Source organism: Bradyrhizobium sp. AZCC 1577 (genome assembly GCF_036924575.1).
Lineage (GTDB): Bacteria > Pseudomonadota > Alphaproteobacteria > Rhizobiales > Xanthobacteraceae > Bradyrhizobium.
The window spans coordinates 3,111,922-3,129,393 of sequence record NZ_JAZHRQ010000001.1 but is presented as its reverse complement, the minus strand read 5'-3'; the positions used below and the strand labels follow the sequence as shown (position 1 = coordinate 3,129,393).

Below are 17,472 nucleotides of genomic sequence, written 5' to 3'. Positions count from 1 at the left end.
GGAGCGAAGCGACGAAGCAATCCATGTCACCGCGAGTGGAGAGATGGATTGCTTCGCTTTGCTCGCAATGACGCTAAGAGACCATCGTCCGTTTCGGTTCGACGATCTCGAACATCCGCGGGAATTCGTCCATCAGCATCATCAACTCGCCGAGCCGCGCCGGATTACCGCTGACCTGGATCTTGCCGGAGCCGACTGCTTCCGGAATTGTCGTCAGCTTTGCGATCACTTCGTCGAGCACGCTGCGCGGCAACGTGAAGCCGGCATCGGCATCGGGGGCTTGCGCGTTCGCGACATAGGTCAACGCGCAATTCTCCAGATTGAGGATGAAGGTCTCGCCGGTATCGGTGAAATTCCAATTCAGGACGATACGCTTGCCTTCGGCCTTGGGACCGTTGAGGCGCACGCCGAGCACGTCCCAGAGCTGTTCGGTGCGGAGCGCGGCCAGCGTTTCACGCGGCATCGCGGCGCGTGGCGGCGTCTTGGGCATGCCCTGCCGCAGTTCCTGCGCGCCGAACAGATAGGCATTGCGCCATGTCGAGCTTTCGGAGGCATAGCCAAGCTGTTCGAACGTATCGGCGAGCAACGCGCGCGCCGCCTGGTTGTCGGGATTGGCGAACACCAGATGGCTCACGGCCTGCGCGACGAAGCGGAATTCGCCCTTGGCAAAATCCTCGCGCGCGCGTGCCAGGACGGCGTCCGCGCCGCCCATATACTCGACATACTTCTTGCCCGCTTCGACCGGCGGCAGCGGATCGAGGTTGACGGGATTGGCGTCGTACCAGCCGAGATACTTTTGGTAGATCGCTTTCACGTTATGCCTGATGTGGCCGTAATAGCCGCGGCCATGCCAGGCGCCCTCAAGGCTCGCCGGCAGGCGGATGGTTTCGGCGATTTCGGCAGCGGTTAGCCCATGGTTCATCAGGCGGATGGTCTGGTCATGCGCGAATTTATAGAGATCGCGCTGCTGGCGGATCATGGCGTCGATCCGCTCCTGACCCCAGACCGGCCAATGGTGCTGGCCGCACATCGCATCCGCCTTGCCGCCCCACATCTGTAGGGCCTCACCGAGATATTTCGACCAGGCCAGCGCGTCGCGTACGTCGGCGCCGCGGAACGGCAGCAGGTTATGAAAATTATGCGTGCAGTTTTCCGCAAGGTTGAGAAGCTTGTAACGCGGTATGAAGAAATGCATCTCCGCCGGCGCTTCGCTGTTCGGCGCCATCTGGAATTCGAATTCCACCCCGTCGATGGTGCGCCGGTCGCCGGTCGCCATGATCAGATCGGTCGGACGGACAAGTGCAACCGCCCCGGCCGCCATGGTCTTCCCCAGCCCGCAATCGACCTGCCCGCGCACACCTTTCGCAAGAAACGGCCCGAACTGATATTGCGCGCGCCGCAACATGGCCGGTCCGGCAATGATGTTTTCCGAAACCGCATGCTCCATGAACAGATTGGGCGCAATGATCGGCACGCTGCCGCCGGTAGGTGTTGCGTCATCGAGTACGCCGCGCGCGCCGCCCCAATGGTCGGTGTGGGTATGGGTGAAGATCACGGCCGCAACGGGCCGCTTGCCGCGGTGCTGGAAGTAGAGCTCCATCGCTGCCCGCGCGCCCTCGATCGAGGTCAGCGTATCCACCACGATCACGCCGCTATCGCTCTCGATCAGCGTCATATTGGCGATGTCGAGCCCGCGCACCTGATAGACGCCGGGCACGACCTCGAACAGGCCGTGATGCATGTTGAGGCGCGACTGCCGCCACAGGCTGGGATCGACCGTCGGCGGCGCTTCTTCCGTGGACAGGAAACCGTAAGGTTCCAGGCTCCAGACCACCCTGCCCTGAGGCGACGTAATCCTCGCATTCTCGATCGTGCCGAGGAAGCCGCGCGCGGCGTCATCGAAATCACGCCTGTCGGAGAAGGGCAGCGCCTTCAGCGTCGCCGCATGCTGCGCGATGACGGAGGCGGACGCTTCCTTTGGAGACTCCTTGCGCGCTTCGATCGTGGCTGGTTGGCTCATTGTTGTGTGCTCCCTTACGCAGAAGAAACAGAGGTCGAAATTCGAACGGCGTCAGCGCGAGACCCTCGAACCGGCCGCCGTTACGTTATATTGCCGCCACTCAGGACGGATGTGCGGACAGATATGGCGAGTTGGCAATCGACCAGGGTGGCATCGGCTCCATGCGAAAGATCTGCCGCAGATGGACTTCATCGGGCCCGTCACCGATCCGCAGCAGGCGCCCCCAGGCCAGCGCCTGATGGATCGGCGTATCGTCGGAGCCGCCCATGGCGCCGAACACCTGCATGGCGCGGTCGGCGATCTTCTGCAGCATCGCGGGCACCGCAACCTTGATCAAGGACACATCGCGCCAGGCGCCGTGATGGCCGGCCTGATCGAGGCGCCATGCGCAACGATAGGTCAACAGGCGCGCCTGCTCGAGCTCGACGCGGGACTCGGCGATCCAGCGCTGCACGGTGTCGTATTGCATTACGGTACGTCCGAACGCGGACCGCTCGGATGACCGCACCATCATCAATTCGATCAGCAGTTCGCACAGCCCGATCGAGCGCATACAATGATGGATGCGTGCCGGCCCCAAACGAATCTGCGCGACCTTGAAGCCCTCGCCTTCCGCGGCGAGCAGGTTCGCGCGGGGCACGCGCACGTTTTCGAACGAAAGCTCACCGATCGGCGCGACGTGATCTTCGCATCCCATCCAGCGCAGCCGGCGCACCAGCCGAAGGCCTGGCGTATCCATCGGCACGATGATGCAGGAATGGCGCCCCGTCCGGTCGGCGTCGGAATCGGTCACGCCCATCACGATCAGGAAGCTGCATTTCGGATGCGCCGCGCCGGTGATGAACCATTTTCGCCCGTTGATGACGTAGTCATCGCCATCCCTGACCATGCGGGTGGCGATGTTGGTCGCATCGGATGAAGCCACGTCGGGCTCGGTCATGCCGAACGCCGAGCGAGTCCTGGCTTCCAGCAGCGGCTGCAGCCAGCGCGCCTTCTGCTCGGGCGTCGCGCAATTCTGCAACGCGATCATGTTGGGCACGTCGGGCGCCTGGCAATTGAAGACTTCAGGCGCCCAGAACAGCCGGCCCATGATCTCAGCCAATGGCGCATATTCGAGGTTGGAAAGACGCGTGCCGGGCTCCTCTTCCCCGAGTTCAGGAAGCCCGAGATTCCATAGCCCCGCCGCACGCGCCTTGCGCTGCAGGTCCTCCATGAAGGGCGCGGGCTCGCCTTTGGCCGTGTGATCGAGCCAGCCGCGATGGCGCGGCAGTACTTCGCCTTCGAAAAACGCCTGAAGTTTCTCCCGCCACTCTTCCGATCGCCCGGAAAGGTCGAAATCCATGCCGCCTCCCGATTTTTCGGAACCTAAGCGTATATCGACACAATATGCAAATTGATTTCGATATATTGACAGATTTGGGGAAACATGGCCAACTTTCGGCCATGGCGGCGATTTCCAATACCGATCGATCGGTACCCCAGGCTGCGGAGGATCAGGCCGATCCCTCCTTCGCGACCACGCTGGCGCATGGGCTCGACATACTGGCGGCATTCCGCAACCGCGCGGGCTCGCTGTCGAACGCGGAGCTTGCACTCCATACCGGCCTGTCGCGGCCGACGGTGTCGCGGCTGACCTACACACTGGCGCAACTCGGCTATCTCAAGCGCGACGCGAAGGGACGCTTCCAGCTCGGGCTCGGCATTCTGGCCGCGGCCTACCCGGTGCTGTCGGCGCTGAAGGTGCGGCAGTTGGCACGCCCGCTGATGCGCGATTTCGCGGCCTACACCGGCGGCACGGTCTCGATCGCGATGCCGTTCGGGCTCGACTTCATCTATGTCGAAACGCTGCGCACCACCGACGCCGTGGCGCATCTGCCCGATGTCGGCTTTGCCAGTTCGCTGGCGCCCACCGCCGTCGGCCGCGCGCTGCTCTCGCTCTTCACCGGGGAAGAGCTCGACACGTACGTGGCGAAGGTGAAGGCCGAGCGCCCGGAAGAGGCCGATTATGTCGAGAGGCGGACGCTGCCGGACGTCGAGCTCTGCAAGGAGCGCGGCTTTGCGATTTCGCTCGGCGAATGGCGGCGCGAGATTTTTGGCGTCGCCGCGCCGCTGTACCGCACGCCGTCGGGCGATTGCCTGTCGGTCAATTGCGGCATTCCCTCGTTTCGCTTCAACGCCGAACAGATCGAGCGTGAATGCGGGCCGCGCATGCTAGGCTTGGCGCGCAGCATTCGCTCGCTGGTGGCCAACGACTAAATACCCCCGTCAGAGGGGCACGGCGCATCGCGGGAACGATGCGGCAAACATGGGGAGGGAAGAATGAGCCGGATCAAAACCGTGCTGGGCTTTGCCATGAATCCTGCCTTGGGTTTTGCTTTGGGCGCAATCATGCTGCTCGGTAACGCGGCGCACGCGCAGAGCAATTATCCGAACCGTCCGATCCGCGTCATCGTGCCCTACCCCGCCGGCGGCATCGTCGACATGGTCGCGCGCGCGGTGACCGAGCAAGTCGGCCGCGACTGGAAACAGACGGTGGTCATCGAAGCAAGGCCGGGCGGCAATAGCAACATCGCCACCGCGTCAGTGGCGCGCAGCGAACCCGACGGTTACACTTGGCTGGTTACCGGCCCCGCGGCTTTGGTCAACCCGAAGCTTTACAAGGACGCCGGCTGGGACGCGCTGAAGGATCTCAAATGCGTCGGTCTTGCGGTCTGGAATCAGAGCGTGGCGCTGGTCCACCCGTCGATGCCGGCCAGCACCATCAAGGAATTCGTCGAGATCGCGCGCAAGAAGCCGGGCGAACTCAATTTCGGCAATCCCGGCACCGGCTCCTCCATCGATCTGAGCGCACAAAAGCTGTTTCAGGTCGCTGATATCAAGCTGACCAATGTCGGCTACAAGGGCCAGCCGCAGGCCTTGATCGACCTGATGACCAATCTGATGCATTTCGAGATCGTCTCGCTCGAGCTGGCGCTGCCGCACATCAGGGCCGGCAGCGTGAAGCCGCTTGCTGTCATGACCGACAAACGTGTCGCCGATCTTCCCGATGTGCCGACGATTGCGGAAGCCGGATTTCCGGAAGCCACCTACCTGCCCTGGTATGGCATCTACGTCCAGGCGGGAACGCCCGATGCCATCGTCGCGAAAATCAACGAGGCCATCAACAAGGCACTGCAGAACCCGGAAGTGCAGCGCCAGCTCGCGATTGCCAACATCCCAGGCAAGCCGATGCCGCTCGCCGACCTCGCCGCACTGATGAAGGCCGATTACGAGAAGCTGACGAAGGTGATCGCGACATCAGGCATGGCGCTGCAGTGAGAGACGACGCCTGAACAGCTCCACCGTCATTGCGACGGGGCGAGGGTTGAGGCCCTACTTCTTCACCTTGCTGGCATCCATCTTGATGCCCGTATCCAGCATCTTGGTCGAGAACGCCGTGTTCACATCAAACGGCTTTTCCATGCCGAGATAGGTCTGCACCAGCTCGTAATCCTTCTTCATCCGCTCGGCATCGATCCAGCCGAGCGCTTTGGTCGTCGTGAATTCGTCTGTCATCAGGAACTTGATGCGCTCCCACTGCCGCTGCTGGTTTTCCTTGTCGAGACCTGAGGCCTGGTCGAGCAGCGCCTTGAGGCAGGGCGCGACGTCGGCGACGCAGGCGGCGTAGGCCTTCTGGCTGATCTTGACGAATTCCTCCACCAGTTTTGGATTCTTTTGCAGATAGGCGCCGTTGACGATCAACGAGTTGCCGTAAGGGTTCAGCCCGATATCCTTCCAATTGACGTAACCGAGATCGGCGCCGAACTCGATCACCTTCAGATCGTGCTCATTGTAGAAATCGCTGATGATATCGACGGTATGGCTCTTCAGCGCCGCGATCTTGGCGGTCGGGCCGACATTGACGAAGCTCACTGAATCTGGCGCGATGCCCGCCGCCTTGGCGAAGGCCGGCCACATCACTCGTGAAGCGTCGCCCGGCGGATTGCCGATCTTGTGGTTCGGAAAGTCCTTCGGACCGTTCACGCCATAGCTCTTCAGCCAATAGAAGGTCTGTCCAGTGTTGGCGTAGATGCTCATCAGCGCCACCACGTCGGCGCCCTTGCTCTTGGCCACCAGCGCGGTCGCGAGATCCGCGATGCCGAACGGCGAGCCGCCGGAGCCGACTTTCAGCGAGGAGACGCCGGAGCCCTTGCCGACCTCGATCGTGAGATCGATGCCGGCCTTCTCGTACCAGCCTTGGGACTTGGCGTAATAGAACGGCGAATGATCGGCCGTCGGCGTCCAGTTCAGGATCAGGTTGACGGACTCGGCGGCCACACAGGGCGCAGCCGGCACGGCAAGCGCAAGCGCCAATCCTGCAATTCGCAAAGCCTTCATTGCACCCTCCTCGTTCTACAACCGATCTTGTCGCCGCTCATCTGTGACGCTACCAATGCAACAAGGGACCGGACGACTTGTCAACTATTTGGTTGGAAATGCCGAAAAAACGTTCTGACGACACCAGGCCGCAGCGGCGCGATCCGGCCGCGACCCGCAAAAAACTGCTGACGGCGGCGCGGCGCGAATTCGCCAGCAGTGGCCTCGCCGGCGCCCGGGTCGACGAGATCGCCGCGCGGGCGGGCGTCAACAAGCAGCTCGTCTATCACTATTTCGGCGACAAGGACGCGCTGTATCTGGCGGTGCTGGAATGGGTCTATGAGGAGATCCGCGCCCAGGAGCGCAAGCTCAATCTCGAAGGGTTGCCGCCCGAGCAGGCAATCAAGAAGCTGATCGAGAGTTCGTTCGATCACCTCGCCGCGCATCCGGACTTCATCGTGCTGCTGAACGACGAAAACCGCGGCGGCGCCCGGCATGTGCGCGGATCGCGAAAACTGGAAGCGATGCATTCGCCGCTGGTCAGCCTGGTTTCGACCATTCTCGGCGAAGGCGTGAAGGCCGGCATATTCCGTAAAGGTATCAACCCCGTGCACCTCTATATCTCGATCGCCGGGCTCAGCTATTTTTACTTTTCGAACACGCCGACCCTGTCGGCGATCTTCGGCAAGGATCTGTCGAGCCGGGCCGCGCGGCAGGCGCGCCGCAGGCACGTGGTCGACCTGGTGATGCATTCGCTGCGGCCATAATCAACCGGATGGTTGATTAGTGGCAGAGGCCGCGGTAGATTGCCGCCGCGCGGCGTGGAACCGGCCGCGCATCCAAAGGGAGCGCACGGGTGTTCAGCGGTGACGGCGGATCGGCACGGTCTTTAGCGATCATCCTGATCGTGCATCTGGCTGTGATCGTGCTCTGGCAGGTTCTGGTCGATGCCTTCCAGGTGCCGAAATTCATTCTGCCCTCGCCACTCGCGACGGTCGCGACGCTGGGTTCTCCGAGCTATGCGTGGCCCTCCAATCTGGCGGTGACGGCCATCGAAATTCTCGGCGGGTTCTGCCTCGGCGCGCTGGTCGGCATCATGCTGGCCGTGCTGTTCACCTGGTCGCCGCTGGTCAGCCTATTGCTGCTGCCGCTGTTCGTGACGCTGAACATGATCCCGAAAGTGGCGCTGGGACCGCTGTTCATCGTCTGGTTTTCCTACGGCATCTTTCCGAACATCTTGATCGCGTTTTCCATTTGCTTCTTTCCGATCCTGCTCACCACTGCGCGTGGATTGAGTGAGGTCGAGCCTGATCTCTTGGATCTCGTGAAGTCGCTGCGCGGTTCGCGGTGGACGCTGTTTCGAAAGATCCAGTTGCCGGGTGCGTTGCCTTACGTGTTTTCCGGAATGAAAGTCGGCGCCATCCTGGCGGTTGCCGGCGCGATTGTCGGTGAGTTCATCGCCTCCGAGCGGGGGCTCGGCTACCTCATGATCCAGGTGCAGTCTTCACTCGATACGCCGGCGATGGTGATGGCGGTGGTGCTCCTGACATTGCTCGGTGTGGCGCTGTATGGGCTCGTGCTCGGCTTAGAGCGGATGTTCGTCGTCCGTGACATCCGGCTGCAATAAGACGGGGAATGAAGATGCTGCTGACGCGCGAAAATCTGCCGCAGACGATCGCCGATATCACCGCACTCGATGAGCTGCTGTGCCGCCCGAGTCAGGCATTGATCGACGAACTGCGCAAGGTCGACGGCGACATCATGATCCTGGGTGTTGCCGGCAAGATGGGGCCGACGCTGGCCGGCCTTGCCAAGGCGGCCGCGCCGGAGCGCCGCGTGATCGGCGTGGCCCGGTTCAGCGATCCCGCCGTCAAGGACTGGCTGCAGGCGCGCGGCGTCGAGACCATCAATTGCGACCTGCTCGACGAGACCGCCATCAAGGCGCTCCCGAAGATTCCGAATATCATCTTCATGGCCGGACGCAAGTTCGGCGCCGAGGGCGACCTCTCGCTGACCTGGGCGATGAATTCGCACGTCCCAGCCCTGGTCGCGCAGGCCTTTGCGACGTCGCGTATCGTCGCGTTCTCGACTGGCTGTGTTTATCCGTTCGTGCCGGTCAACGGCAAGGGTTCGGCCGAGGATATGGCACCCGATCCGCCGGGCGAATATGCGCAATCCTGCGTCGGGCGCGAGCGCATGTTCGAGTATTTCTCACGCAAGCATGGAACGCCTGGACGTCTGTTCCGGCTGAACTACGCGATCGACATGCGTTACGGCGTGCTGCACGATATCGCGAGCAAGGTGCTGCAGGGCCAGCCGATCGACGTCAGCCTCGGCCATGTCAATTTCATCTGGCAAGGCGACGCTTCCTCGCAGGCGCTGCGCTGTCTGGCGCATTGCGATACGCCGACCTCGCCGATCAATGTCAGTGGCCACGAGATCCTGGCGGTGCGCGATCTCGCCGCGAAATTCGGCCAGCGCTTCGGCCGCGCGCCCGTGATTGTCGGCAAAGAGGAGCCGACGGCGTGGCTCACCGACACGTCGCAGGCGGTGAAACTATTCGGCTTGCCGATCGTCGATACCGAGCAGCTCATCGGTTGGACCGCCGATTGGGTGTCGCGCTCGATGCCGAGCCTCGGCAAGCCCACCAAATACGAGGTGCGCGATGGCCGCTATTGAGCCCATCGACATCGTCGAACTCGATGTCAGCGATGCGAAGGCCGGGCTCGTGCTGTCGACCGAAGCCGGCTGGAACCAGAACGAAGCCGACTGGCGCTTCTTCTTGAGCCAAGGGGTCGTATTCGGCGCGCGCGACGGCAACCAGTTGGTGGCGACGGCGGCGCTGCTGCCCTACTCGGCCGGCAATGCCTGGATCAGCATGGTGCTGGTGACCGCCAACTTTCGCCGCCGCGGCCTCGCGACCAGGCTCGTCGATACCTGCCTGGAAGCGGCCGCGCGGCGCCGGCTCACAACCTGGCTTGATGCCACGCCGGCTGGCGCGACCGTCTATGGTCCGCTCGGTTTTGCGCCGACGCTGCAACTGCGGCGGTTGCGGTTGGAAAAGCCGCAAGGCACCACAGCGACAAGGCCGCTCGCGGCCGGCAACCTCGAAGCCCTGGCCGCGCGCGATGCCGGCGCCATGGGATTCGACCGCAGCACATTGCTGTCGGAATTTGCTGCGCGCCCGCGTTCTCGCATCGTGTCGGATGCTCGAGCCATGGCCCTGATCCGCGATGGACGCACCGCACGGCACATCGGTCCAGTCCTGGCCGACCACGCCGATCAGGCGTTGGCATTGGTCGACGCCATCACTAGCTCCGAGACCGGCTCCTGGCTGATCGACGCCGTTCATTCTCAGGACGCGTTTCTGAACGGTCTCGTTCGCTCGGGCTGGAATATCGAGCGACCATTTCAGCGCATGCGCTTTGGTTCCGCGACTGCCTCACCCGCGCAACCGCCGCTTGCCGTCGCCGGCCCGGAATTCGGATAGGAACAGCCGCCATGCATCATAGCGAAATCAAGGCCGAGGTTCGAAAGCTGATCGCCGACGGCACCGTGCTTCCGGCGCATCCGCTCGCGCTCGACGCCAAGCGCGCACTCGATGTACGGCATCAGCGGGCGCTGACGCGCTATTACCTCGATGCTGGCGCCGGAGGATTGGCCGTGGGCGTGCACACCACGCAATTCGCGATCCGCGACGTCGGAATGTACCGTCCGGTGCTGGAGCTGGCGGCCGAGACCGCCGCTTCATGGACCAAACGGCCGGTCGCGATGGTCGCAGGCGTGGCCGGTCCAACGCAACAAGCCATCGCAGAAGCGCAGACCGCGCGTAGCATCGGCTATCACGCCGGCCTGCTCAGCCTGGCTGCGATGAAATCAGCATCCGAGGACGACATCATTGCGCATTGCGAGGCAGTGGCACGCGCGATCCCGCTGGTGGGCTTCTATTTGCAGCCGGCCGTCGGCGGCGTGATCCTCAGCGCCGATTTCTGGAAGCGCTTTGCGGCCATCGATAACGTCATCGCGATCAAGATCGCTCCGTTCAACCGCTATCGGACGCTGGACGTGCTGCGTGGGGTGGCTGCAGCGAACGCACTTGACCGCGTCGCGCTCTATACCGGCAACGACGATCACATCCTGCTTGACCTCACTTTGCCGTTCGACCTCCGCGACAAGGGCGTCACCACGCGAGCGTACTTCAAGGGCGGCCTGCTCGGGCACTGGTCGGTATGGACCGCGAGCGCGATCAAGCAGTTCGAGATGTGCAAGGCGGCACGCGGCAAGGATACCGTGCCGGCCGACCTGCTGGCGCTCGACGCGCGTGTCACCGACTGCAACAGCGCGTTCTTCGATGTTGCCAACAATTTTCACGGCTGCATCGCAGGTTGCCACGAAATCCTGCGGCGGCAAGGATTGATGCAAGGTCTCTGGTGTCTCGACCCCGCAGAAGGGCTGAGCCCGGGCCAGATGCAGGAGATCGACCGCGTCTGCCGCGAGCATGCCGATCTCTCCGACGACGGCTTCGTGAAGGCGAACCTGCAGAAATGGCTGGCATGACGGCGGACGAGCCCTTCATCAGCCTGCGCAACGTCCGCAAGGTCTATCGGTCGAGGGCTACGGAATTCCTCGCCGTCTCCGACGTCACCATGGACGTCAAGGAAGGCGAACTGGTGTCGCTGGTCGGCCCGTCCGGCTGCGGCAAGACAACCGTGCTCAAGATCCTGGCCGGATTGCATGACGCCGACGGCGGCACGATCAAGATCGGTAGCGCGAAGACGCCGTTTGATCCGGCGCGCGACATCGGCATGGTGTTCCAGCAGGCCCTGCTGCTGAAATGGCGAACCATTTTGGACAACGTGCTGCTGCCGGCCGAAATCGTCGGCCTGCCGATGAAGGCCGCGCGGAGCCGCGCCCGCGATCTGCTCAACCTGGTCGGACTGGCTGGCTACGAGGATAAATATCCGCAGCAATTGTCCGGCGGCATGCAGCAGCGCACGGCGATTGCGCGCGCCTTCATCCACGATCCCAAGCTGATCCTGATGGACGAGCCGTTCGGCGCGCTAGACGCGCTGACCCGCGAGCAGATGAATCTCGAAATGCTGCGGATCTGGCGCGAAAGCGGCAAGACCATCCTGTTCGTGACGCACTCGATCCAGGAAGCGGTGTTCCTCGCCTCGCATTGCGCCGTGCTCACCGCAGGTCCGGCGCGAATGGCGGAATATTTCCCGATCGAGCTGCCATTTCCCCGCGCATTGCCGATCAAGACCACGGATGAGTTCGGTGCCTATGCGCGGCGAATCTACGCGAGTCTGGGATTGAGCCCGAGCGCATAGCCCTGCAGGCGCCAGGACTTCGGCGGCTCGCCTCGCATACGCATCATGCAACTGAGAGCCTGTGGCCGGCGCCGCGTCCGTAGTACACGCCACCCCAGGGCACGTCCGCCCCGGCGTGGAGAGCCCGACAGAATGTCCGCAGACTTAGCCCCCAAACCATCCCCCACGCCCATCGATGGCTTGCCGCCGGAACTCAGGCGCTGGGCGGTGGCGGCGATCTTCACCGCGCTGGCACTGGCCTCGCTGGATACCGCGATCGCCAATATCGCGCTGCCCGCCATCGCGGTCGACCTCCATGTCAGCCCGGCCGACGTGGTCTGGGTCGTCAATATCTACCAGATCGCCTTGGTCGCGACGCTGCTGCCGCTCGGCGCACTCGGCGAAATCGTCGGTCATCAGCGGATCTATATCGGCGGCCTCGTGCTGTTCACGCTGGCCTCGCTCGGCTGCGCCTTGGCATGGTCGCTGCCGAGCCTGACGGCGGCGCGGGCGCTGCAGGGGCTGGGCGCCAGCGGCATCATGAGCGTGAACGCGGCGCTGGTCCGTTTCGTCTATCCGACCCACATGCTGGGGCGCGGCTTCGGCCATAACGCGCTCGTGGTCGGAACGGCATTCACTTTCGGTCCGACGATTGCGTCCGCGATCCTTGCGATCGGAACGTGGCCGTGGCTGTTCGCGATCAACCTTCCCTTCGGCCTGATCGCAATCTGGATCGGCCTGAAGACGTTGCCCAGAACGCCGCGCGCGAAACACGCGTTCGATTTTGCGAGCGCAGCGCTGACCGCAAGCTGTCTCGGGCTATTCATCATCGGCATCGGAAGCGCGGCACATCAGGCGCCGCCCTTCCTTGTCGGAGTGGCGCTTGGCGCAGCATTGCTGCTCGGCTGGATCATGACCCGACGGGATGCGGATCATCCGGCGCCGATGTTGCCGATCGACCTGTTCCGGCGGCCGATGTTCGCGTTGTCGGCCGCCACGTCGGTCTGCACATTCGCGGTGCAGGGACTGGCCTTCGTTTCGCTGCCCTTCTACTTCGAGGACGTGCTGCACCGGTCCCAGGTCGAAACCGGCTTCTTCATGACGCCCTGGCCATTGGTGGTGGCGATCATGGCGCCGATCGGGGGCCGGCTCTCCGATCGCTATCCTGTCGGCATTCTCGGCGGCCTCGGGCTGGTATTGCTCGGCATCGGCATGGCCCTGCTCGCAACGCTGCCTTCGGACCCTAGCGTTGCCAACATCGTCTGGCGCACGGTGATTTGCGGAATCGGATTCGGCTTCTTTCAAACGCCGAATTTGCGGGCGCTGATGTCGAGCGCGCCGCCGCACCGCAGCGGCAGCGCGAGCGGCATCGTCGCAACCGCTCGTCTGACCGGGCAGACACTCGGCGCCGCGCTCGCGGCCCTTTGCTTTGCGCTGGCCGGTCACGAGGGTGCGACGGTTGCGTTGATGCTCGGGGCCGGATTCGCCACGCTCGGAAGCCTGATGAGTTTCCTGCGTCTGACGGTGGGCACCGAAAAGACATGATGCAACGCAGGGACACGCCCCGTTCGCTGCGCCTCGAACCCGGTTCTGATTGAATCAGAACCGGGCTCTTTTGACGCGTTTTCTTGATGCGAACCGGTGTCGCTTGAAAACGCTCTAATTGAGCGCCCAAAGATAAGCCAGGGTTGCCGCGATCCCAAGACCCGTTCTGACCGCGTGCAACCCTCCCCACTTCACGATCAGCGCACGTGACTGCGGGCCGGCGTCCTTCTCGTCGATAGCGTTCAGCAGGCGGTTGGTCGGCATGATGCCGATCAGCGTATAGGGCCAGTTGGCGAGAATGAGCACCGCGCCGACGATCCAGCGCCAATCCCGCGTCAGCCAGGCAGCGGTCAGGCCGAGCACGCCGGAAATGACTGCGCAACTCGCCTGCATCGCAAAGCCGCGCGCGTAGCTTGGTTTCCACTGCCTCAAGAGGCCCCGGTCATCGAGGCCGAGACGCGCCGGCTGTTCGGCGAAATTGATGAAGAAGGCGGCACCGGCGAACGCCGCCGCGACGACCATTGCAAGCTGTCCTGCAAACATTATTCACTCCACACTCGTTTTGCCTATTGACAATATATTGTCATTTTGGATACTAATTGTCAAATGACAACGAAACGACATACGCCCGGCGGTCGGGCCCTGACCGAGCTGGTTCTCGCCGTGTTCCGCCTCAATGGACGCCTGCTCGCGGCCGGTGACCGGCTTGTTTCGGACCTCGGCCTCACCAGCGCGCGCTGGCAGGTGCTGGGCGCAATCGCGCTTGCGCCAAGTCCGCAACCGGTGGCCTGGCTTGCGCGCAGCATGGGACTCAATCGACAGGGAGTTCAGCGCATTGTGAACGAGATGGCAGAGGATGGCCTCGTGGAGCTGCGGCCCAATCCAAATCACCGCCGGGCGCACCTCGTCGCGCTAACCAGGCGTGGGCAGGATGCCTTCGAAACCGCCAGCGCGCTCCAGGTTCCGTGGGCAAATGCCCTTGCGAAGGGGTTTAGTCCCGAAGAGCTCGCCGCGATGACCCGTATCGCGAAGCTGCTGAGCGAGCGCCTTGATAAGTCCGCCTAGCCTCTATCCCCCGAACGAAGGACACCCGATCGGCCAGGTTGCGGAAACCTGGCGTAACACCGGCGAATCGACTTTCTTCCCGTTCGTCAAGTGCGCGTTTTCTTGATTTGAACTGTTCTATTTTCTCGGATCACATCGCGCCCGGTTCAATTGGCGAATTGGACTCAAAAAGGGACATGCGATGGCAAACCTCACAATCAACGGCAAAACAATCAATGTGGACGTCGAAGACGACACGCCACTGCTCTGGGCTATCAGGGAGAATGTCGGGCTGACCGGCACCAAATATGGGTGCGGTATTGCACTGTGCGGCGCCTGCACAGTTCACGTCGACGGGGTCGCGATGCGCTCCTGCGGCATGACGGTCAGCGAGGCCGTCGGCAAGCAGATCACCACGATCGAAGGTCTCGCCTCAGAAGGCGCGTTGCACAAGGTGCAGCAGGCATGGGTAGCTAACGACGTTCCGCAATGCGGCTTTTGCCAGAGCGGCATGATCATGGCGGTCGCAGCCCTTCTCAAGGAAAAGCCGAAGCCGACCGACCAGGATATCAACGAGGCCATCACCAATATCTGCCGATGCGGGACCTTCCAGCAGGTCCGCGAGGCGATCCACGCCGCCGCGAACGCTTGAGGGGGACGCCATGAACAAGCACGTCATGCCCAAACTCAATCGCCGCAGCTTTGTGATCGGCACGGCTGCCGCCGGCGCCGGCCTCGCACTCGGTCTTGATATTCCCTTTGGCGGACCGAACGTGGTTCGCGCCGCCGACGGCTCGCCCGAGATCAATGCCTGGGTGGTGATCCGTCCCGATGACACCGTCGTGATCCGCATCGCCCGCTCGGAGATGGGACAGGGCTCGCTCACCGGCCTCGCGCAACTCGTCGCGGAAGAGCTTGAATGCGACTGGTCGAAGGTCACCACCGAATATCCCACGCCGGGTCAAAGTGTCGCACGCAAGCGCACCTGGGGCGACTTCTCGACCGGCGGCAGCCGCGGCATCCGCGCCAGTCATGAATATGTCCGCAAGGGCGGCGCCACCGCGCGCATGATGCTGGTGCAGGCCGCCGCGAACGAATGGAAGGTGCCGGCCTCGGAATGCACTGCCGCCAACAGCGTGATCACCCACACGCGGTCAGGCAGAACCACGACCTATGGCAAGGTGGTGGAAGCGGCAGCCAAGCTCGAGCCGCCGGCGGACGTGAAGTTGAAAGATCCCAAGGACTGGAAGCTCGCCGGCAAGTCCCTGAAGCGGCTTGATACGGTGGAGAAGACCACCGGCGCGATGATCTACAGCATCGATGTCAAGCTGCCGGGCATGCTCAACGCCGCGATCAAGGATTGTCCCGTCTTCGGCGGCAAGCTGAAGAGCTACGACGAAGCCAAGGTCGCGGGCATGAAGGGCGTCAAAAAGGTCGTCCGTGTCGGCGACACCGCCGTCGCCGTCATTGCCGATACCTGGTGGCACGCCAAGACCGCGCTGGATGCGTTGCCGGTCGTCTGGGACGAAGGCGAGAACGCCAAAGTCTCCAGTGACTCGATCGCCAAATGGCTGGCCGAAGGCCTCGACAACGCCCAGCCGGCTTACATCGGCAACCAGAACGGCGACGCCAAGGCCACGATTGCCTCGGCCGCCAAGAAGGTCGAGGCGGTCTACAACTATCCCTACCAGAACCACGCCACGATGGAGCCGCTCAATGCCACGGCGATCTATACGCCTGACAAATGCGAGGTCTGGTGCGGTACGCAGAACGGCGAAGCGGCATTAGCCGCTGTGCTGGAAGCATCGGGATTGCCGGCCGAAAAATGCGATGTGCACAAGCATATGGTCGGCGGCGGCTTCGGCCGCCGCGGCATGACCGATTATGTCCGGCAGGCGGTTCTGATCGCCAAGCAGATGCCGGGCACACCGGTCAAGCTGTTGTGGTCGCGCGAAGAGGACATGCTGCACGGGAAATATCATCCGGTCACGCAATGCAAACTCACCGGCGCCTTCGACGCCAATAACAATCTGACGGCGCTGCATGTCAGAATATCAGGACAGTCGATCCTGTCCTCGGCGCGTCCGGCAGCATTGGAAAACGGCAAGGACCCGGTGGTGTTCCAAGGACTCAATGCCACGGGCGAGGCAGCGATCGGCTACAGCGTACCGAATTTGCTGATCGAGCACGCGATGCGCAATCCGCATGTCCCGCCCGGCTTCTGGCGCGGCGTCAACCTCAATCACAACGCGATCTACCTGGAATGCTTCATGGATGAGCTCGCCAATGCAGTGGGCCAGGATCCCCTGGAATTCCGCCGCAAGCTGATGAGCAAGCATCCGAAGCACCTCGCCGTGCTCAATGCGGTGGCCGAGAAGATCGGCTGGGGCAAACCTGCGCCGCAAGGCGTCCATCGCGGCATCGCGCAGGTGATGGGCTTCGGCAGCTATGTCGCAGGTGCCGCGGAAATCTCAGTCACCGACGACGGCAAGATCAAGGTGCATCGCATCGTCGCCTCGACCGATCCGGGCTATATCGTCAACCCGGCGCAGGTCGAGCGGCAGATTGCCGGCTCCTTCGTCTATGGCCTGTCCGCCCTGTTCTATGGCGGCTGCACGGTGAAGGACGGCAAGATCGAGCAGACCAACTTCGACACCTACGATTCAATGCGCATTGCCGCGATGCCGAAGGTGGAAAGCGTCATGCTGCCGAGCGGCGGCTTCTGGGGCGGCGTCGGCGAGCCGACCATCGGCGTCGCCGCACCCGCGGTGCTCAACGCCTACTTCGCCGCAACCGGCAAGCGGATCCGTTCGGTCCCGCTGAAGGACCAGAACATCACGTTTGCCTGACAATAACAGCGGCGGCCTCTCCGGCCGCCGCTCGCTCATCGAGAGATTTCTGATGAATGCCTTGCGTGTCGTCATCGGGCTGGCAACGGTCATGGCGTCGAGCCTGCCGGTGCTTGCGGCTTCCGACCCCCCGCCCGGTGCGGCGTCCTGCTCCGGCTGCCACTCCGGTGGGGTGACCGGTTCGTCCGTTTCGCGGCTGAACGGCCGCGACGCCGGCGAGATCGCGACCGCGATGGCTGGATTTCGCGACGGCTCGCTTCCCGCTACGGTAATGAACCGCATCGCCAAGGGCTTTTCCGACGATGAGTTGCGCGCGATGGCGGCGTGGCTCGCTGCACAAAAGTAA

General features: G+C 63.0%; 17 protein-coding genes. 13 read left to right on the top strand and 4 right to left on the bottom strand.

Annotation, left to right across the window (positions count from 1 at the left end; genetic code table 11):
* Nucleotides 1-73: 73 nt before the first annotated feature.
* A complete protein-coding gene (locus V1278_RS14480) occupies nt 74-2,020 on the bottom strand; it encodes an alkyl/aryl-sulfatase (RefSeq protein ID WP_334381215.1) in 1,947 nt (648 codons plus the stop codon).
* Nucleotides 2,021-2,120: 100 nt separating this feature from the next.
* Nucleotides 2,121-3,362, bottom strand: a complete 1,242-nt coding sequence (locus V1278_RS14475) for an acyl-CoA dehydrogenase family protein (RefSeq protein ID WP_334381214.1) — start codon at nt 3,360-3,362, stop codon at nt 2,121-2,123.
* A gap of 101 nt (nt 3,363-3,463) precedes the next feature.
* Here V1278_RS14475 and V1278_RS14470 point away from each other — a divergent pair, with 101 nt between their 5' ends.
* Both V1278_RS14470 and V1278_RS14465 read left to right on the top strand, forming a co-directional pair.
* Nucleotides 3,464-4,276, top strand: coding sequence for an IclR family transcriptional regulator (locus V1278_RS14470; protein WP_334381213.1), 813 nt, complete (start codon nt 3,464-3,466; stop codon nt 4,274-4,276).
* Between the two features lie 63 nt (nt 4,277-4,339).
* Nucleotides 4,340-5,338: a Bug family tripartite tricarboxylate transporter substrate binding protein gene (locus V1278_RS14465; RefSeq protein WP_334381212.1), complete on the top strand. Its 999-nt coding sequence runs from the start codon at nt 4,340-4,342 to the stop codon at nt 5,336-5,338.
* 54 nt (nt 5,339-5,392) lie between these two features.
* Here V1278_RS14465 and V1278_RS14460 read toward each other — a convergent pair whose 3' ends face one another.
* The gene (locus V1278_RS14460) at nt 5,393-6,397 is read right to left on the bottom strand and encodes an ABC transporter substrate-binding protein (RefSeq protein ID WP_334381211.1); all 1,005 of its coding nucleotides are present in this window, start codon (nt 6,395-6,397) and stop codon (nt 5,393-5,395) included.
* A 98-nt stretch (nt 6,398-6,495) separates the two neighbouring features.
* Here V1278_RS14460 and V1278_RS14455 point away from each other — a divergent pair, with 98 nt between their 5' ends.
* The 7 genes from V1278_RS14455 to V1278_RS14425 all read left to right on the top strand — a co-directional run bounded on the left by V1278_RS14455 (nt 6,496) and on the right by V1278_RS14425 (nt 13,233).
* Complete coding sequence (locus tag V1278_RS14455; protein ID WP_028347374.1) at nt 6,496-7,143, top strand: TetR/AcrR family transcriptional regulator; 648 nt, start codon at nt 6,496-6,498, stop codon at nt 7,141-7,143.
* Nucleotides 7,144-7,232: 89 nt separating this feature from the next.
* Nucleotides 7,233-8,003 carry an ABC transporter permease gene (locus V1278_RS14450; protein ID WP_334363986.1) on the top strand — a complete coding sequence of 257 codons (771 nt, stop codon included), beginning with the start codon at nt 7,233-7,235 and terminating at the stop codon, nt 8,001-8,003.
* A 14-nt stretch (nt 8,004-8,017) separates the two neighbouring features.
* Nucleotides 8,018-9,055: an NAD-dependent epimerase/dehydratase family protein gene (locus V1278_RS14445; protein ID WP_334384173.1), complete on the top strand. Its 1,038-nt coding sequence runs from the start codon at nt 8,018-8,020 to the stop codon at nt 9,053-9,055.
* A complete protein-coding gene (locus tag V1278_RS14440; RefSeq protein ID WP_334381209.1) occupies nt 9,042-9,866 on the top strand; it encodes a GNAT family N-acetyltransferase in 825 nt (274 codons plus the stop codon). The genes V1278_RS14445 and V1278_RS14440 overlap by 14 nt, the downstream gene beginning before the upstream one ends.
* Before the next feature lie 11 nt (nt 9,867-9,877).
* A complete protein-coding gene (locus V1278_RS14435) occupies nt 9,878-10,933 on the top strand; it encodes a dihydrodipicolinate synthase family protein (protein ID WP_334381208.1) in 1,056 nt (351 codons plus the stop codon).
* Nucleotides 10,921-11,709, top strand: coding sequence for an ABC transporter ATP-binding protein (locus tag V1278_RS14430; RefSeq protein WP_334381207.1), 789 nt, complete (start codon nt 10,921-10,923; stop codon nt 11,707-11,709). The genes V1278_RS14435 and V1278_RS14430 overlap by 13 nt, the downstream gene beginning before the upstream one ends.
* 132 nt (nt 11,710-11,841) lie before the next feature.
* Complete coding sequence (locus V1278_RS14425) at nt 11,842-13,233, top strand: MFS transporter (protein WP_334381206.1); 1,392 nt, start codon at nt 11,842-11,844, stop codon at nt 13,231-13,233.
* 114 nt (nt 13,234-13,347) lie between these two features.
* On the opposite strand, the gene V1278_RS14420 is transcribed toward V1278_RS14425, so the two are convergent.
* Nucleotides 13,348-13,776: a DUF1772 domain-containing protein gene (locus tag V1278_RS14420; protein WP_057843208.1), complete on the bottom strand. Its 429-nt coding sequence runs from the start codon at nt 13,774-13,776 to the stop codon at nt 13,348-13,350.
* Nucleotides 13,777-13,839: 63 nt separating this feature from the next.
* On the opposite strand from V1278_RS14420, the gene V1278_RS14415 reads away from it, so the two are divergent.
* The 4 genes from V1278_RS14415 to V1278_RS14400 all read left to right on the top strand — a co-directional run bounded on the left by V1278_RS14415 (nt 13,840) and on the right by V1278_RS14400 (nt 17,472).
* A complete protein-coding gene (locus tag V1278_RS14415; protein WP_334381205.1) occupies nt 13,840-14,298 on the top strand; it encodes a MarR family winged helix-turn-helix transcriptional regulator in 459 nt (152 codons plus the stop codon).
* 181 nt (nt 14,299-14,479) lie between these two features.
* Entirely contained in the window at nt 14,480-14,929 is a 450-nt protein-coding gene (locus tag V1278_RS14410; protein ID WP_334363992.1) for a (2Fe-2S)-binding protein, read from the top strand.
* Nucleotides 14,930-14,939: 10 nt separating this feature from the next.
* Nucleotides 14,940-17,126, top strand: coding sequence for a xanthine dehydrogenase family protein molybdopterin-binding subunit (locus tag V1278_RS14405; protein WP_334363993.1), 2,187 nt, complete (start codon nt 14,940-14,942; stop codon nt 17,124-17,126).
* Nucleotides 17,119-17,472: a c-type cytochrome gene (locus V1278_RS14400; RefSeq protein WP_334381204.1), complete on the top strand. Its 354-nt coding sequence runs from the start codon at nt 17,119-17,121 to the stop codon at nt 17,470-17,472. Before V1278_RS14405 ends, V1278_RS14400 begins: the two co-directional genes overlap by 8 nt.

Bases quoted from the DNA above. Each gene is read 5' to 3' on its own strand.
- V1278_RS14430 (WP_334381207.1), top strand. From the start codon at position 10,921: ATGGCTGGCATGACGGCGGACGAGCCCTTCATCAGCCTGCGCAACGTC.
- V1278_RS14425 (WP_334381206.1), top strand. From the start codon at position 11,842: ATGTCCGCAGACTTAGCCCCCAAACCATCCCCCACGCCCATCGATGGC.
- V1278_RS14410 (WP_334363992.1), top strand. From the start codon at position 14,480: ATGGCAAACCTCACAATCAACGGCAAAACAATCAATGTGGACGTCGAA.
- V1278_RS14465 (WP_334381212.1), top strand. From the start codon at position 4,340: ATGAGCCGGATCAAAACCGTGCTGGGCTTTGCCATGAATCCTGCCTTG.
- V1278_RS14405 (WP_334363993.1), top strand. From the start codon at position 14,940: ATGAACAAGCACGTCATGCCCAAACTCAATCGCCGCAGCTTTGTGATC.
- V1278_RS14415 (WP_334381205.1), top strand. From the start codon at position 13,840: ATGACAACGAAACGACATACGCCCGGCGGTCGGGCCCTGACCGAGCTG.
- V1278_RS14460 (WP_334381211.1), bottom strand. From the start codon at position 6,397: ATGAAGGCTTTGCGAATTGCAGGATTGGCGCTTGCGCTTGCCGTGCCG.
- V1278_RS14445 (WP_334384173.1), top strand. From the start codon at position 8,018: ATGCTGCTGACGCGCGAAAATCTGCCGCAGACGATCGCCGATATCACC.
- V1278_RS14435 (WP_334381208.1), top strand. From the start codon at position 9,878: ATGCATCATAGCGAAATCAAGGCCGAGGTTCGAAAGCTGATCGCCGAC.
- V1278_RS14475 (WP_334381214.1), bottom strand. From the start codon at position 3,362: ATGGATTTCGACCTTTCCGGGCGATCGGAAGAGTGGCGGGAGAAACTT.
- V1278_RS14470 (WP_334381213.1), top strand. From the start codon at position 3,464: ATGGCGGCGATTTCCAATACCGATCGATCGGTACCCCAGGCTGCGGAG.
- V1278_RS14480 (WP_334381215.1), bottom strand. From the start codon at position 2,020: ATGAGCCAACCAGCCACGATCGAAGCGCGCAAGGAGTCTCCAAAGGAA.
- V1278_RS14440 (WP_334381209.1), top strand. From the start codon at position 9,042: ATGGCCGCTATTGAGCCCATCGACATCGTCGAACTCGATGTCAGCGAT.
- V1278_RS14455 (WP_028347374.1), top strand. From the start codon at position 6,496: ATGCCGAAAAAACGTTCTGACGACACCAGGCCGCAGCGGCGCGATCCG.
- V1278_RS14420 (WP_057843208.1), bottom strand. From the start codon at position 13,776: ATGTTTGCAGGACAGCTTGCAATGGTCGTCGCGGCGGCGTTCGCCGGT.